Source organism: Streptococcus infantis (assembly GCF_047460405.1).
Lineage (GTDB): Bacteria > Bacillota > Bacilli > Lactobacillales > Streptococcaceae > Streptococcus > Streptococcus infantis_Q.
Genome location: NZ_JASHGH010000001.1, coordinates 72,055 through 87,575 on the forward strand (window position 1 = coordinate 72,055; position 15,521 = coordinate 87,575).

General features: G+C 40.2%; 15 protein-coding genes, 1 tRNA gene and 1 other annotated feature. Of the genes, 4 read left to right on the forward strand and 12 right to left on the reverse strand.

All coding sequences use genetic code 11. The annotated features are described in order from the left end of the window. Positions 1-21: 21 nt before the first annotated feature. From QM928_RS00310 to QM928_RS00330, 5 genes are all read right to left on the reverse strand, one after another. Positions 22-6,135, reverse strand: a complete 6,114-nt coding sequence (locus QM928_RS00310) for a ZmpA/ZmpB/ZmpC family metallo-endopeptidase (RefSeq protein WP_414294193.1) — start codon at positions 6,133-6,135, stop codon at positions 22-24. A gap of 306 nt (positions 6,136-6,441) precedes the next feature. Continuing rightward, on the reverse strand, positions 6,442-6,735 hold the full coding sequence (gene rpmA, locus QM928_RS00315) for a 50S ribosomal protein L27 (protein WP_075229047.1): 294 nt from the start codon (positions 6,733-6,735) through the stop codon (positions 6,442-6,444). A 16-nt stretch (positions 6,736-6,751) separates the two neighbouring features. Further along, positions 6,752-7,096 (reverse strand): ribosomal-processing cysteine protease Prp, encoded by a 345-nt coding sequence (locus tag QM928_RS00320; RefSeq protein WP_075229048.1) that lies wholly within the window; start codon positions 7,094-7,096, stop codon positions 6,752-6,754. Between the two features lie 15 nt (positions 7,097-7,111). Beyond that, complete coding sequence (gene rplU, locus QM928_RS00325; RefSeq protein ID WP_000109137.1) at positions 7,112-7,426, reverse strand: 50S ribosomal protein L21; 315 nt, start codon at positions 7,424-7,426, stop codon at positions 7,112-7,114. A 35-nt stretch (positions 7,427-7,461) separates the two neighbouring features. Beyond that, positions 7,462-7,641 (reverse strand) — a sequence feature (ribosomal protein L21 leader region). A gap of 64 nt (positions 7,642-7,705) precedes the next feature. Beyond that, entirely contained in the window at positions 7,706-8,392 is a 687-nt protein-coding gene (locus tag QM928_RS00330) for a YoaK family protein (protein ID WP_414294194.1), read from the reverse strand. Between the two features lie 145 nt (positions 8,393-8,537). Between QM928_RS00330 and QM928_RS00335 the strand changes: the two genes are divergently transcribed. After that, entirely contained in the window at positions 8,538-9,515 is a 978-nt protein-coding gene (locus QM928_RS00335; RefSeq protein WP_414273969.1) for a Gfo/Idh/MocA family protein, read from the forward strand. Further along, positions 9,512-10,594, forward strand: a complete 1,083-nt coding sequence (locus tag QM928_RS00340) for a DEAD/DEAH box helicase (RefSeq protein ID WP_414294195.1) — start codon at positions 9,512-9,514, stop codon at positions 10,592-10,594. The genes QM928_RS00335 and QM928_RS00340 overlap by 4 nt, the downstream gene beginning before the upstream one ends. 178 nt (positions 10,595-10,772) lie before the next feature. Here QM928_RS00340 and QM928_RS00345 read toward each other — a convergent pair whose 3' ends face one another. Beyond that, the gene (locus QM928_RS00345) at positions 10,773-11,150 is read right to left on the reverse strand and encodes a DUF1934 domain-containing protein (RefSeq protein WP_414294196.1); all 378 of its coding nucleotides are present in this window, start codon (positions 11,148-11,150) and stop codon (positions 10,773-10,775) included. Positions 11,151-11,221: 71 nt separating this feature from the next. Between QM928_RS00345 and QM928_RS00350 the strand changes: the two genes are divergently transcribed. After that, positions 11,222-12,526, forward strand: a complete 1,305-nt coding sequence (locus QM928_RS00350) for an HD domain-containing protein (protein ID WP_414273968.1) — start codon at positions 11,222-11,224, stop codon at positions 12,524-12,526. A gap of 12 nt (positions 12,527-12,538) precedes the next feature. Next, a complete protein-coding gene (gene yidA, locus QM928_RS00355; protein WP_414294197.1) occupies positions 12,539-13,345 on the forward strand; it encodes a sugar-phosphatase in 807 nt (268 codons plus the stop codon). 54 nt (positions 13,346-13,399) lie between these two features. Here yidA and QM928_RS00360 read toward each other — a convergent pair. From QM928_RS00360 to QM928_RS00385, 6 genes are all read right to left on the reverse strand, one after another. Continuing rightward, positions 13,400-13,471 (reverse strand) — tRNA-Arg (locus tag QM928_RS00360). A gap of 42 nt (positions 13,472-13,513) precedes the next feature. Next, a complete protein-coding gene (gene rplS / locus QM928_RS00365; RefSeq protein ID WP_001068670.1) occupies positions 13,514-13,861 on the reverse strand; it encodes a 50S ribosomal protein L19 in 348 nt (115 codons plus the stop codon). A gap of 118 nt (positions 13,862-13,979) precedes the next feature. After that, positions 13,980-14,309, reverse strand: coding sequence for a fluoride efflux transporter CrcB (gene crcB / locus QM928_RS00370; RefSeq protein ID WP_049528200.1), 330 nt, complete (start codon positions 14,307-14,309; stop codon positions 13,980-13,982). Beyond that, a complete protein-coding gene (gene crcB, locus QM928_RS00375; protein WP_049528198.1) occupies positions 14,303-14,677 on the reverse strand; it encodes a fluoride efflux transporter CrcB in 375 nt (124 codons plus the stop codon). The genes crcB (QM928_RS00370) and crcB (QM928_RS00375) overlap by 7 nt, the downstream gene beginning before the upstream one ends. After that, entirely contained in the window at positions 14,674-14,940 is a 267-nt protein-coding gene (locus tag QM928_RS00380) for a chorismate mutase (protein ID WP_049528196.1), read from the reverse strand. Before QM928_RS00380 ends, crcB (QM928_RS00375) begins: the two co-directional genes overlap by 4 nt. A gap of 116 nt (positions 14,941-15,056) precedes the next feature. Next, the gene (locus QM928_RS00385) at positions 15,057-15,500 is read right to left on the reverse strand and encodes a flavodoxin (RefSeq protein WP_001162134.1); all 444 of its coding nucleotides are present in this window, start codon (positions 15,498-15,500) and stop codon (positions 15,057-15,059) included. Positions 15,501-15,521: the final 21 nt, after the last annotated feature.

Sequence of the window (15,521 nt, forward strand, 5' to 3'; positions counted from 1 at the left end):
TTTATTTCCTAATAGTAAACACTATTTTTTATTATTAAAAATTGAACTTCTAAAATCATCAGTTTGATTTAGATAGGCCTTAAACACTGCTCTCTTTAACTTATGAACTGCACTATCATATTCTGGATTATAGTTGTCCCAAGAATAACGATTCTCATCTGCATCCTTACGGACAGCTTCGTCCATTAATCGCTGCAGTTCTTCTACACTATGAATCGTCTTTCTTGCAAAACTTGCCCAAGATTTAGTTGGATCGTTGAAGGTCACCTTTTTCAAGTTTCTAAACTGATCCACCCGTTCTTGGTACATAGCTTTCTTGAAATCCGCCCAAGAAGAATACTTCCCTTCAAATACCTTTTTCAAAACAAGATCATCTGTAACTAAACCTACTTCTTTACCATAAGACTTAATCTTACTTCCCGCCGCTTTTGCATCTTTTTCATATTGATTTGAGATATAAGGTACCATTCCATCCTTAAAGCCTTTGGCAGCCAGAAGTTCATAAGCAATCCTACGTCCCATCAAATCACCCGGAGTTCCCTTACTGCTCAGAGCCGAATAGATTGGGGCAAAGAGTTTAATCGTATAGTAACCGTTTCTTTCATATTCCCCAGACTTATATTCACGAGCTGACAAGATATTATTTTTAATTAAACTATCAAAGGTAGTCAATTTTTTGGCATCTTCTTCTGTCAGATTTTGTACAACGTTAGTAGCGTAAACCTCATTTCCATCTGCAGGATCTTTCACGTATTTATTCTCGATTTTTCTCAGAGCCGTCATTTTCTGATAAGCATCTAACTGTTTCACAATAGATTGCCCTTCGAGATATTCCAACATGTAAACGACATCAAACATATTGTGGACGTAGTTCTGAAGATCTGCTGCGTCATTAAATCTTGTAGTTGGATCAAGTACTTGCAATCGCTGGCCTTCTGTACTATCTGATGTTTTATGTTTCAAGATAGAGTTGATGGTAATGGTTGCATCACTTGGTTGATCAGGAGCTTGCAATAAGCCTTTTGCGAAGAACTCCGGTCCTAAGCCACTTCTTCGACCATAGCCACCAAGGTAAATATCCTGATCTGAATCATGTGTCATCTCATGGGTATAGGTGATAGCTCCATCCTTATCTAACATACGATAGGACATATAGTAAACGCCATCTCCAGTTGCATAAGCACCATGGTGATTGTGAACTACTTTATTCCCCACTGGACCAAAGAAATTCTTCATCGCCGGATTGGTACTATCAAACTGAGCCTCAACTGTAGCTTTTCCAGATGTTGTATCATCTCCAAACTTATAGGCATCATAAAGTAAAATTGTACGATAGAGCTTTTCACGTCCTTCTTTATCTAAAATACGATACCAATAATCATAGTGATCTCGCTGACGTTTGGCTGTTTCACGCGCATTATCTTCAACAAACTTATTGAGTTCATCTCCAGCCTTATAATCGCTGTTGCGATAGCGATCGTAAGCACCAAATCCTAGGCTAGACAAGGTTGAGATGACAAATACAGATCTTTCTGGCAAGGTAAGGAGAGGCAAGACCATATTGCGGTATTTCCAAGTACTACTAGTAATTCTGTCATAAACACCGATAGAATACTTAGTCCCTGCTTGCTCTTGCTTGGCTTTGACCTCTGCAATAGTGGATTTTTCTTCGACGATGTAAGCCTTGGTCTGTGATTTAAACCAGTCATTATTGGTTTTGTCTGGTAGAAAGACTTTTCGGTAATTTTCCAACGTGCTAAACAAATCTGTCGTTCCATGATGGCTGGCAAGACTGATAGCATAAGTATCGACATTGTTTTTAGCAAGCAGATTATTAAATCCTGATTTCCCTAACTCAATCAGAGTATCTAGTGGTGAAGTATTTCCTTTACCAAAGAAGTCTGGACGATACATCACCAGGTCTTTGACATTCACTTGACCGTAGCTAAAGTTATACCAACGTTCTAAATAAGTTAAGCCGAGTAGTAAGGCTTCCTTATTGTTCTTGATTTTATCTACAAGATAGCCTCTGGTAACTGAGTTGTCACCAGCAAGTCCAGCATCTGCTGACAAGAGTTTTTTCAAACTGTTTGCCAAATCTTGTTTTGTTTTGGCGAACTGGTCTTCCAGATAGAGCTCAGTTTGCTTGACCTCTGGGGAAATTCCGAGTATCTTTCTGATAGTATCCGACTTATAGTCAATCTTTTGTAAGTCAGGTAAGACTTGCTTAATGATAGAGTCTTGGTCATACAAGAATTGATTTGGAGTGTAGAGGAGTCCTGTATCCCCTAAACTATATTCTGCTAGCTTGGCAAAATCAGTCTGGTACTTGAGATCGAGCTTCTCAGATGAATGGTCCTGATAGTGAAGCAAGAGTTTATTTGCAGTCTGTTTGTTAGAAACAATATCTGTGATTACTTGGTCATCCTTCATCATAACTGCGGACAAGAGTTCTTTTTGATATAAGAGACTGTTCTCCTTGACCAGGTTTCCGTATTTCACGATGGTCGCCTTGTTATAGAAAGGTAACAATTTTTCAATGTTCTTATAAACCAAAGCACGGTTAGCTTGATAATGCTTCACCTTAGAAAAATCACTTTCTTTACTACCACTTGTTGAAAGGGGCTCCACTGTTGGAGGAGTGAGAGGATTGATTTCTGCTTTTTTATTAGTCACTTCAGAAGCATCTAGCATTGTTCCTCTTTCTTCAAAGGATTCTTTGCTGACGACTTCATCCCTAACCAAGGTGACATTGTATACTCTGTTCGCCTTGCTGCTGAATGTATCCTTCACCTTCATTCCATTGTAGTGGTAACCGGTAATAGCATTCCCGTTGGTTACATTGACATCACTTAGTACATTGGTCAATCTTCCTGCATGCTGTTCCTCATTCGTCTTTCGATCCCACAAATATCCAGCCACACCCGCAACTCTACCAAAGTGCTTGACATTGTTGATATCACCTTCAGCATAGCTATCCTGTATATGCGCATCTTGGTCTACTAGACCTGCTAGCCCACCAACAGTCTGATCTGAACTATTGGTGTTGGATGAAATGGCTACTGTCGCTTTTGACTTAGTCAGTGAAGCTCTGCCTCCTGTCAAATGACCGACCAGACCACCGATATTATAGGCAGCAGTTGTTTCATAGGTATTGACAATTCTTCCCTTGAAACTGCTCTCTGCGATGCTTGATTGGTCTGCCTTAGCAAGCAATCCACCGATACCACGTTCTCCAGCCAGAACACCATCGACATGAACTTGTTTGATCTTTGTGCCATTCGTAGCTTCATTTGCCAGTGAACCAATATCATTTTTCCCTGAAATAGCAACATTTTTTAGACTTAGTTTTTCTACTGTAGCACCACTCAAGTTTTCAAACAGAGGTTTTTTCAAATTATAGATAGCATAATTCTTGCCATCTTTTTCACCAATCAACTGACCAGTAAAGGTGCCCTTGATATAGGATTTATCATCAGGACCAAGCTCCACTTCGTTAGCATTCAGGCTGGCCGCTAAATGATAGGTTCCAGAGGGATTTTGGTTTATAGCTTTGACCAGATTACTAAAGGAAGTAAAGTTTGTCTTTTCCTCTTTAGACTTCTTATCGAGGTAGAAGGTGAAATGGTCGACATATTTATTGTTCTGCTCTTGCTGGAGTTTCTCAGCCTTAGCTGTAATTTTATAAACTGGCTGACCATTTCTTTCCTCCTCAGTTATTGAGGAGACTGGCAGATAGACATCTTTAAATGCCGAAGATTTTACCTTGACAAAGTAATTATCCGTATTCTTTGGAATTCCATCCAATGAGATATGTTGTTTATAAGTCCCATTCGTCTGGCTGTACAACTCAATATCCGAAACATTTCTTAATTCGAGTGTTTTTTCTGGATCCTGCTTTTTCGTTTTTTCAGTCGGAATATCCGGCTTTACTTGATCAATATCACCAATGTATTCTGGAAGTGGGGCTACCTGTTCAGGCTCACCTTTGTCACTTACTACAGCTTCTGGCAACGCTGGGTGAACCTCGGGTTCGCCTTTGTCGGTTACTACAGCCTCTGGTAACGCTGGATGAATTTCAGGCTCCCCTTTGTCACTTACTACAGCCTCTGGCAACTCTGCTTGGACTGCAGGTTCACCTTTGTCAGTTACAACAGCTTCTGGTAATTCAGGCTGAACTTCAGGCTCGCCTTTGGCGCTTACAACTGCTTCTGGCAATTCAGGTTGAACTGCAGGTTCACCTTTGTCAGTAACAACAGCTTCTGGTAGCTCTGGTTGGACTGCAGGTTCACCTTTATCAGTAACAACAGCTTCGGGTGATTCAGGTTGGACTGCAGGTTCACCTTTGTCAGTTACAACTGCTTCTGGTAAGGCGGGTTGAACTGCGGGCTCACCTTTATCACTTACCACAGCTTCTGGTAATTCAGGTTGAACTTCAGGCTCCCCTTTGTCTGTTATAACTGCTTTAGGTAACGCTGGTTGGACTTCCGGTACACCTTTATCACTTACCACAGCTTCTGGTAATGCAGGTTGGACTGCCGGTACGCCTTTATCACTTACCACAGCTTCTGGTAAGGCAGGTTGGACTGCAGGTTCACCTTTGTCAGTTACAACTGCTTCAGGTAACTCTGGCTGGATCGCAGGCTCACCCTTATCATTCACGACTGCTTCAGGTAACGCAGGTTGAACTTCCGGTTCGCCTTTATCGCTTACAACTGCTTCTGGCAATTCAGGTTGAACTTCAGGTTCACCTTTATCACTTACAACTGCTTCTGGTAAGGCAGGCTGAACTTCCGGTACACCTTTATCACTTACTACTGCTTCTGGTAATGCAGGTTGGACTGCCGGTACGCCTTTATCACTTACCACAGCCTCTGGCAAGGCGGGTTGGACTGCAGGTTCGCCTTTGTCAGTTACAACCGCTTCGGGTAAGGCGGGTTGGACTGCAGGTTCGCCCTTATCAGTCACGACTGCTTCAGGTAATGCAGGTTGAACTTCAGGCTCCCCTTTGTCTGTTATAACTGCTTCAGGTAACGCTGGTTGGACTTCCGGTACACCTTTATCACTTACCACAGCTTCTGGTAATGCAGGTTGGACTGCCGGTACGCCTTTATCACTTACCACAGCTTCTGGTAATGCAGGTTGGACTGCCGGTACGCCTTTATCACTTACCACAGCTTCTGGTAATGCAGGTTGGACTGCAGGTTCACCTTTGTCAGTTACAACTGCTTCAGGTAACTCTGGCTGGATCGCAGGCTCACCCTTGTCGGTTACCAGAGTTCCAGCTTGTACATCTTTATGTTCTGCTAATTGTGATTGTGCATTTGAAGATTGTTTCTCTTCTTTTCTTGGATTGGTTAATTCTGCAGAGAGAGGTTTTTCAACTACTTGAACTTCTGTCGGCTTAGTTGAAGAAACAGATGTTTGTTCCTGCATAGCTTGTACTGTTGATGGATGGTCTACAAAATTCGGTGTAACACTATAATCCACCTTTTGTTGTTTTGTAGGAGTGGCTGCTGATTTCTCTTGATTGCTTACTTTAGATTCAGAAGTTATGTTTCCCTCTTTGATATATCCAATATAAGTGTAACCTGAAATATCTTTAGGAAGAGGTAATTTTTCTCCTGTGGTCAATTCATAGTCAGTATTGTAATTCAGTAAGAGATTATTTTCTAAAGCATGAGCTGATACTAGGACACCGTTTCCGATTCCTGCAACCAATACTAAATGTAATACTGTTTTATTCTTAACCTTTTTCTTAGAAACGGCAAAAATTAAAATCCCCAGAGCAGCTAAGCTAGCACCAGCAACTAAGGCTTGCATCTCATTCTTACTTCCAGTATTTGGTAAGTCTCCCAGTTGATTTTGGGAATTTAACCTATAAACAAGATAATAAGTCTCATCATCATTCTCCATGTATGTCGGAATATCATAGACAAGCTGCTTCTTTTCTTCTGATGATAACTCTGACTCTGTTACATATTTATAGTGAACACCTTTAGTCTCTTGAGCCTCTACAGATGAACTACCTAATACAGACATAAAAAATAAACTTGAAATCGTTGCAGATACAAGTCCTACTGATAATTTTCTAAATGAAAAACGCTGCTGTTTTTCACCAAAATACTTTTCCATGATTCCTCCTTGAAATAAAATTTTAAAAATATGCAAGCTAAACTTTATTATATTAGCTTGTTATCTTATAAAAAGGTAACACACTTTAATTATACTCTTAATTTACCAAAAAGTCTTAAAATTGAGATGCGCTTTCATACTTTGTTTTATATATAAAATACGAATGAACAGGGTTTTAATTTCTTATATTCTTTTTGGATAAAAAAATAAGCTCTCCGAAAACTCGGAAAGCCTTATTTAATGCTACTTCTAGCTTCCTCGCCTTTTCATTTCAAGGCTCGGGATAAAAAGGTTCACTGGACCTTTTTATTTTGCGATTGGGTAAACAGAAACCTGCTTTTTATCGCGACCTTTACGTTCAAAGCGTACTACGCCTTCAACTTTAGCGAACAAAGTATCGTCTCCACCACGTCCAACGTTTACACCTGGATAGATGTGTGTACCACGTTGACGGTAAAGGATAGATCCACCTGTTACAGTTTGTCCATCAGCTGCTTTAGCTCCAAGACGTTTCGCTTGTGAATCACGTCCGTTTGATGTAGAACCTCCACCTTTTTTGTGGGCGAAAAGTTGCATGTTAGTAAGAGTCATTTTTAACATAATGTTTTCCTCCGTGTTAGTTTTCTGTGATAACTCTGGTTTGGACGAACTCAGAAGAGTCCTCCGATAAGTTTGCCATTCCTAAGAAAAATGATTCAAAGAATAACTGAGTCATTTCTCTCTGATGTGAAGGGATATCTTTAGGAATTTCCACCATTAGATAACCATCTTCATCTTCGTTTAATTGTAAGATTGGTTCATAGCCTGCAAATTTCTCAATAGAATTGACAAAGTTAGTGGCAAGCGTAGAAACCGATGCACACACAACGTCAAAGCCGTTTTCGCCAATTTTGGCGTGTCCAGTAATCTCCGCACTCCTCAGCTCGCCATCTTCGGCTCTCTCAAAGACTGCTTGTATCATGTGTTCTCCTTAAAATTAAGCGTTGATTGCGTTGATGACAACTTTTGTATATGGTTGACGGTGACCTTGTTTACGGTGGCTACCTTTTTTAGGTTTGTACTTGTAAGTAACAACTTTCTTTTGTTTTCCTTGTTTTTCAACAGTTCCAACTACAGTAGCTCCAGCAACAAGTGGAGTTCCGACAACAGTGTTTTCACCACCAACAAGAACAACTTCGTTAAAAGTAACTTCTTGACCAGCTTCAACGTTCAATTTTTCAACGTAGATTGCTTGACCAACTTCAACTTTAACTTGTTTTCCGCCAGTTTTGATAATTGCGTATGTGCTCATTATGCACCTCCTATGATTTTTTGGGGTTTCCCCGTATTTTTGTGAAGACTCGCCTAGCATCGTGGGACGAACCACTTAAAAGAAGAGCTCTAAGTATAACAAAGAATAAACTAGGAATTGAGCCGAAGACATAACTTATGTTAGGCAAGGCGATAATGACGAAGTTTAAATTTGTTATACGACGAGCAACGATGTTCGTGCGGTTGCACAGGATCGTGCATAGTCAACTCTTCAAGTATAGCATGATTCCTAGTTTTTGACAAGTATTTATCATCGAATTTAAACTTTTTCTCTTATTTTTTTCCTCCAAGATGCAAAAAGCATACTTAGATAAAAAATACTCATCATGATTGGAATCCCTAAAATTGTTTTTTCTTCATAAAAAATACTCAGATAAGCTGATACAACAACCCCAAGCACAAAACTCGACAGCAAGCTAACAAAGATGAGACCTTCTCTTAAAAAAGGTGTATGTTTTGTGCGAACATATTCGCCAAATGCTAACATAGTTCGTTTGATATTTCCAGTCATAAAAGCATTATTGTATGCAATTCCTGAAACTTCTCCGAAAGCTGTTGTTACAAGTCCCATACAAAATGCTAATGGTGGTACTATGAATATATTATCAACCGTCAAGGGAACAAATCCTATAATCAAAGATAAAATTGCTAGTGGAACAAGGGATAGAATTGGTTTTCTTACAATCCTCAACTTTTCTTTATAGACTGTCAAAAGGAAGACACCCACCATGAAGGAAATCAGGGTCATTACCTTGACGCTGGCATCTGAAACATTGTCCTGAATGAGACCAACGGAAAGGAAAACGACATTCCCTGTTTGACCTGCAACTAGAGTATTCCCACGTATGATAAAGGTATAGGCATCTACATAACCCGCACAAAAAGTCAAAAAAAGCGCCAATCGTTTTGAATGACGAGAAATTTTTCTCATTGGTAATAATCTCATACTACACTCCTATTTTTTCTGAATCTATTGTACCATTTTCTCTTAATTTTTCGAAGTGTCAAATAAAAGATTTGTCTCCCTTTGGCTAGTTTAGTCTATCTGTGATATAATGAAAGCAGTCATTACTTGTAGAAAAGGAGATTTCATGCTAAAACTTGGTATTATCGGTACTGGTGCAATCAGTCACCACTTTATAGAAGCTACTCATACTAGTCAGGAATTCCAGTTAGTGGCTGTTTATTCAAGAAAGCTCACGACTGCTCAGCAATTTACTAGTCCTTATCAAAATGTTGGTCTATTTGATAATTTAGAGGATTTCTTCCAGTCTGAATTTGATGTTGTCTATATCGCAAGTCCAAATTCTCTACACTTTACTCAAGCTAAGGCTGCTTTATCTGCTGGCAAGCATGTTATCCTTGAAAAACCAGCGGTGACTCAACCACAAGAATGGCAGGATTTAGTTGAAACAGCTCAAGAAAATCAATGTTTTATCTTTGAAGCAGCAAGAAACTATCACGAAGATGCTTTTGCGACAATTAAAGACTTTCTTGCAGACAAGCAAGTTTTAGGGGCAGACTTTAACTATGCCAAGTATTCTTCTAAGATGCCAGACCTTCTTTCTGGAAACACTCCGAATGTCTTTTCAGACCGTTTTGCTGGTGGGGCTCTCATGGACTTGGGAATTTATCCGATCTATGCTGCGGTTCGCTTGTTTGGAAAGGCACTTGATGCGACCTATCAAGCACAGCAACTTGACAACACTATTGATCTGAACGGAGATGGTATCTTATCTTATCCTGAATATCAAGTTCATATCAAAGCTGGTAAAAACATTACTTCTAATCTGCATTGTGAAATATATACAACAGATGGAACCTTGACACTCAACACCATTGAGCATATCCGCTCTGCTATTTTTACAGATCATCAAGGTAATGAAACACATCTAGCTATTCAGCAGGCACCTCATACCATGACTGAGGAGGTCGCTGCTTTCGCGAACATGATCAAACAGCCAAACCTAGAACTTTACCAAGCTTGGCTGGATGATGCAACACACGTCCATAAGCTACTTTACACCATGCGCCAGACTGCTGGCATTAGATTTGAGGCAGAAAAATGAAAACCAAACTACCTAAAGAATGGCTAGAGCTAACCGAAAAACTCGGATTTCAAGAATTCACACCCATTCAAACTCAGCTTTTTGATCCAATTTTAGACGGTCAAACCCTTCTTGGAGTTAGTCCAACTGGTACAGGTAAGACTTTAGCTTATCTCCTACCAAGTCTTCTTCGTCTCCAAAAGAAAAAAGCGCAGCAACTATTGATTTTAGCACCAAATACTGAACTGGCTGGTCAGATTTTTGAGGTAACTAAAACCTGGGGTGAAGCAATTGGCTTGACTGCTCAACTCTTCCTTTCTGGTTCGAGTCAGAAACGTCAAATCGAACGACTTAAAAAAGGCCCAGAAATCCTTATTGGAACTCCTGGTCGCATCTTTGAACTGATCAAATTGAAAAAAATCAAGATGATGAATGTGGAAACGATTATTCTTGATGAGTTCGATCAGTTGCTAGATGATTCTCAGATTCACTTTGTTGAAAAAATTACTCACTACGCACCTCGTGACCACCAACTCATCTATATGAGTGCCACTACCAAGTTTGACCAAGATAAGATTGCGCCCAACACGCGCACCATTGACCTTTCAGATCAAAAGCTAGACAACATCCAACACTTCTACATGCAAGTAGACCAACGACACAGAGTAGATATGCTTCGTAAACTAGCACATGTCGATGACTTCCGTGGGCTGGTATTCTTTAATAGTTTGTCAGACCTTGGAAGTGCAGAAGAGAAATTACAGTATCGCGATGTTTTAGCTGTTTCACTAGCTAGCGATGTCAATGTTAAATTTAGAAAAGTTATCTTAGAAAAATTCAAAGACAAGCAACTAACACTGCTTCTTGCAACAGACCTTCTAGCTCGTGGTATCGACATTGATAGCTTGGAATGCGTGGTTAACTTTGACGTTCCTAGAGATATGGAAACCTACACTCACCGCGCTGGCCGTACTGGACGTATGGGCAAAGAGGGCTATGTAATCACGCTTGTAACACATCCCGAAGACATCAAAAAGCTGAAGAAATTTGCAAGCGTACGTGAAATTGTCTTGAAAAATCAAGAACTGTATATCAAATGAGAGTGGGACAGAAATCGGTAATTCGTTAGAATTCGATTTCGTCGTCCCACCTCCGCACAGTTGAGTAGGGCTGTAAAAACTGATGAAATCAGCGTAGTAGAGCCCACTCAACCACTGCGTCTTGCTCGACAATCCAAAGACAATTAAGAGGCTAGGACATTTATCCCACCCTCTTTTTTTATCCCCAGGTAATTTCTAAGCGATAGTTCGCAAATGGAGTTCCTTCTTTGTTTTGTAGTTGATAGGCTAGTTCAATCTTTTGCTGATCAACTTGATAATGGCTTGTTTGGATGATAAACTCCTGTATCCCCATTGGTGTAGGAATATAGGCTAAACTATCAGCTTCCTTCAGAAAACGCATGATGGTCTTAGGATTGGAAAATCGAGACATCACCAACTCTGTATCATTAAACTTGAGCACCACTTTTTCCTTCTCCTCATTGTAAAAAAGGAGATAGGAAAAATCACCTTTCTCACGTAACTCAACGTCATAAAGTTGGTCGATCACTTCCAATTGTTCATCAAATTGGATGGTATTTCTCATTCGAATCTTCACTTCAAGTCCTCTTTCTACACTCTTATCCTACTATTTTACCAAAAACTGTAGCTTTTTGCTATAATGGTTTTATGAATGAAAAAGTATTTCGTGACCCTGTTCACAATTATATCCATGTTGATAATCAGATTATCTATGACTTAATCAATACAAAAGAATTTCAACGGCTTCGTCGTATCAAGCAGCTCGGAACATCCAGTTACACCTTTCATGGTGGAGAACATAGTCGTTTCTCTCACTGTCTAGGTGTTTACGAGATTGCGCGCCGCATCACCGAGATTTTTGAGGAAAAGTATCCTAAAGAATGGGATCATTCGGAGTCCCTCCTAACCATGACTGCAGCCCTCCTTCATGACTTAGGACATGGTGCCTACTCCCATACTTTTGAACATCTCTTTGATACCGATCATGAGGCGATTACGCAGGAAATTATCCAAAGCCCCGAAACAGAGATTCACCAGGTTCTTTTACAGGTAGCTCCAGATTTCCCAGAAAAGGTAGCGAGCGTTATAGACCACACTTATCCAAATAAGCAGGTGGTCCAACTGATTTCAAGTCAAATTGATGCAGATCGGATGGATTATCTCTTGCGAGACTCCTACTTTACAGGTGCTTCCTATGGAGAATTCGACCTGACACGTATCCTACGAGTTATTCGCCCTATCGAAAACGGAATTGCCTTTCAACGAAACGGGATGCATGCCATCGAAGACTATGTTCTAAGTCGCTATCAAATGTACATGCAGGTTTATTTCCATCCTGCAACACGTGCTATGGAAGTCCTTCTGCAGAATCTTTTGAAACGTGCTAAAGAACTTTATCCAGATAACAAAGACTTCTTTACTCTTACATCCCCGCATCTACTGCCATTTTTCGAAAAAAATGTTATCTTAGCTGACTATCTGGCTCTGGATGATGGTGTGATGAATACCTACTTCCAGCTCTGGATGACTAGTCCTGACAAGATACTAGCAGACCTGTCACAACGTTTTGTCAATCGCAAAGTCTTTAAATCCATTACCTTTTCACAAGAAGATCAAGAACAGCTTGCATCTATGAGAAAATTAGTAGAAGACATCGGCTTTGATCCCGACTACTACACAGCTATTCATAAGAACTTTGACCTTCCTTATGATATCTATCGCCCTGAATCAGAAAACCCACGGACGCAGATTGAGATTATACAAAAAAACGGAGAACTAGCAGAACTCTCTAGCCTGTCTCCTATCGTTCAATCCCTTGCTGGCAGTCGCCACGGAGATAATCGTTTCTATTTCCCAAAAGAAATGTTGGACCAAAACAGCATCTTCGCAAGCATTACCCAGCAATTTTTACACTTGATTGAGAACGATCATTTTACCCCAAATAAAAACTAGAAGAGGAAATTTATGAGTATTAAACTAATCGCCGTCGATATTGACGGAACCCTAGTCAACAGCCAAAAGGAAATCACTCCTGAAGTCTTTTCTGCCATCCAAGATGCCAAAGAAGCTGGTGTCAAGGTCGTGATTGCAACTGGCCGCCCTATCGCAGGTGTTGCCAAACTTCTGGACGACTTGCAGTTGAGAGATGAAGGTGACTATGTCGTGACCTTCAACGGTGCCCTTGTCCAAGAAACTGCTACAGGACATGAGATTATCAGCGAATCCTTGACTTATGAGGACTATCTGGATATGGAATTTCTAAGTCGTAAGCTTGGTGTTCACATGCACGCCATTACCAAGGATGGAATCTACACTGCAAATCGCAATATCGGAAAATATACAGTGCACGAATCAACCCTCGTCAGCATGCCGATTTTCTACCGTACACCTGAAGAAATGGCTGACAAGGAAATCGTCAAATGTATGTTTATCGATGAGCCTGAAATTCTGGATGCCGCTATTGAAAAGATTCCTGCAGAATTTTATGAGCGCTACTCCATCAACAAATCTGCTCCTTTCTACCTTGAGCTCCTTAAAAAGAATGTAGACAAGGGGGCAGCTATCACTCACCTAGCTGAAAAACTTGGACTAAGCAAGGATGAAACCATGGCTATCGGAGACGAAGAAAATGACCGTGCTATGCTCGAAGTCGTAGGTAATCCCGTCGTCATGGAAAATGGAAATCCAGAACTCAAAAAAATCGCCAAATACATCACTAAATCTAATGACGAATCTGGCGTTGCCCATGCCATTCGAACTTGGGTGTTGTAAAAGTAAAGAATAGATGAAAACCGCTCAGCAGAGCGGTTTTTGATGTCTGATTACTGCCCCCTGCCGGAATCGAACCAGCAACTACTCCTTAGGAGGGAGTTGTTATATCCATTGAACTAAGGGAGCTAGATAAAAACTCTGCTGAATGAGCAGAGTTCTTTAGTCGAATTAACGACGGATTTCTTTGATACGAGCTGCCTTACCTTGAAGTGCACGCAAGTAGTACAATTTCGCACGACGTACTTTACCGTAACGTACAACTTCGATTTTTTCAACACGTGGAGTGTGGATTGGGAAGATACGTTCAACACCTACACCGTTAGAGATTTTACGAACTGTGTAGTTTTCTGAGATGCCAGCACCTTTACGTGCAATAACGACACCTTCAAAGATCTGAACACGTTCACGGTTACCTTCGACAACTTTCGCGTGTACACGAACAGTGTCACCAGGACGGAATGATGGGATATCAGTACGAAGTTGACCTTCTGTCAAGCTTTGGATTAATGGATTCATTTTATTCTCCTATCTTTGTCAATCTTGAGGAAGCTTCCTCAGCGGATAAACTGTATTTTTGTGCGTCCATTACACACAAGATACAGTTTACCAAATTTCTTAAAAAAAGTAAAGAAATTTACAGTAAAATTCCTAAAAAAATAGCAAGCAAACCACCTAAGTAGGTCAAGAGAAAATATCTGTAAAAGACCTTCTTATCAGCTAAGAGTTTTTGGAGTTCATCATTCAAGGTTGAAAAAGTGGTTAGACCTCCACAAAATCCTGTGGCAAGGATAAGATAGACTTCTTTAGACTCCACATGATTGTAAAATAAGCCAATCAAAAAACAGCCCAGTAGATTAGCTATGAGAGTTCCTAGAGGCAGTACTGAACCCTGATTATAACGTGAAAAGAAATAACGCACGAGGGCACCTAGTCCACAAGCAAGCGCTAGATATAATACTACCATTTCTTCCTCCCTAAACAATAAGCCAATAAAAGTCCACCACCAATGCTCAGAACTAGATAGATTACTAGACTTAGGTAAGAACCTGTATCCAGCAATTTCACGCCATCTAACATGAGGCTTGAAAAAGTCGTTAAACCTCCACAGAAGCCAGTTCCAAGCGCTAAAATGACACCTTTACTGCTTCCCTTATAAACCAAATAACCTTTGACAAGATAGACTAAGCAGAAAATTCCTAGATAGTTAGCAAAGAGAGTTCCCCATGGAAAATCTGGACTAGCTGGCAACCATCTCGAAATCTGATATCGGACAAGTCCTCCTAGCATGGCAGCTAGAAAGATTCCTAATGGATAAAATTGTTCTTTTTTCATTTGATGTTTTTATCCTGATAATCGCGCGAACGTTTGAGAATATCAGAAAAAGTCTCAACGATTGTCTCTTCGTATTTTTTATTGCTGACGTGATTTCTGACTTTTTCAAAGATAACTTCTTCTCTTTTAGTATCTAGAATAGCTTTTCCTGAAGCTTTTTTATAAGCCACTACACTCTCAACTAGATGCATTCTTTCTTCTAAGAGTTTTACAATTTGGTCATCAATTTGATCGATTTCTTGTCTAATAATATCTAAATCCATAGAGTCTCCTTCATTATTTGAATGATTGTATCAAAAAGCTTCTAAATGGGCTAGTTCATCCCTAGGGACGACTAACAAAAACTGCACTGACAACTTTCATCAGTGCAACTTCATGCTTATCCTACTTTAGCAGCCAATTCTTCTGCAAATTGTTCCAAGCGTTCGATATCTTCTTCTTCTGCAGAGAGATCCACTTTGACACACTCTGATCCCTTTTCAGCTCCTGTTGCCACAAATACACGATCAAAGTCATCAACAGCCTTACAGAACTCATCGTAGAAAGTATCGCCTGATCCTACCACACCGTAGATTTTGCCACTCAAGTTAAGATCTGCTAGGTCTTCGTAGAAGTCCATCATCTCATCTGGTAACTCTCCATCACCGTAAGTGTAGGTTGCAACGATTGCGATATCTGCTTCAAGAAAGTCAGATGCGTCAACAGTTGTACACTCATCAACATCCACCTCTAAGCCCAACTCACGCAATTTATCTGCTACAATATCTGCAATTTCTTCGGTATTACCTGTCATACTGGCAAATACAATTTTTGCTAATGCCATATCGTCCTCCTCAATTTATCT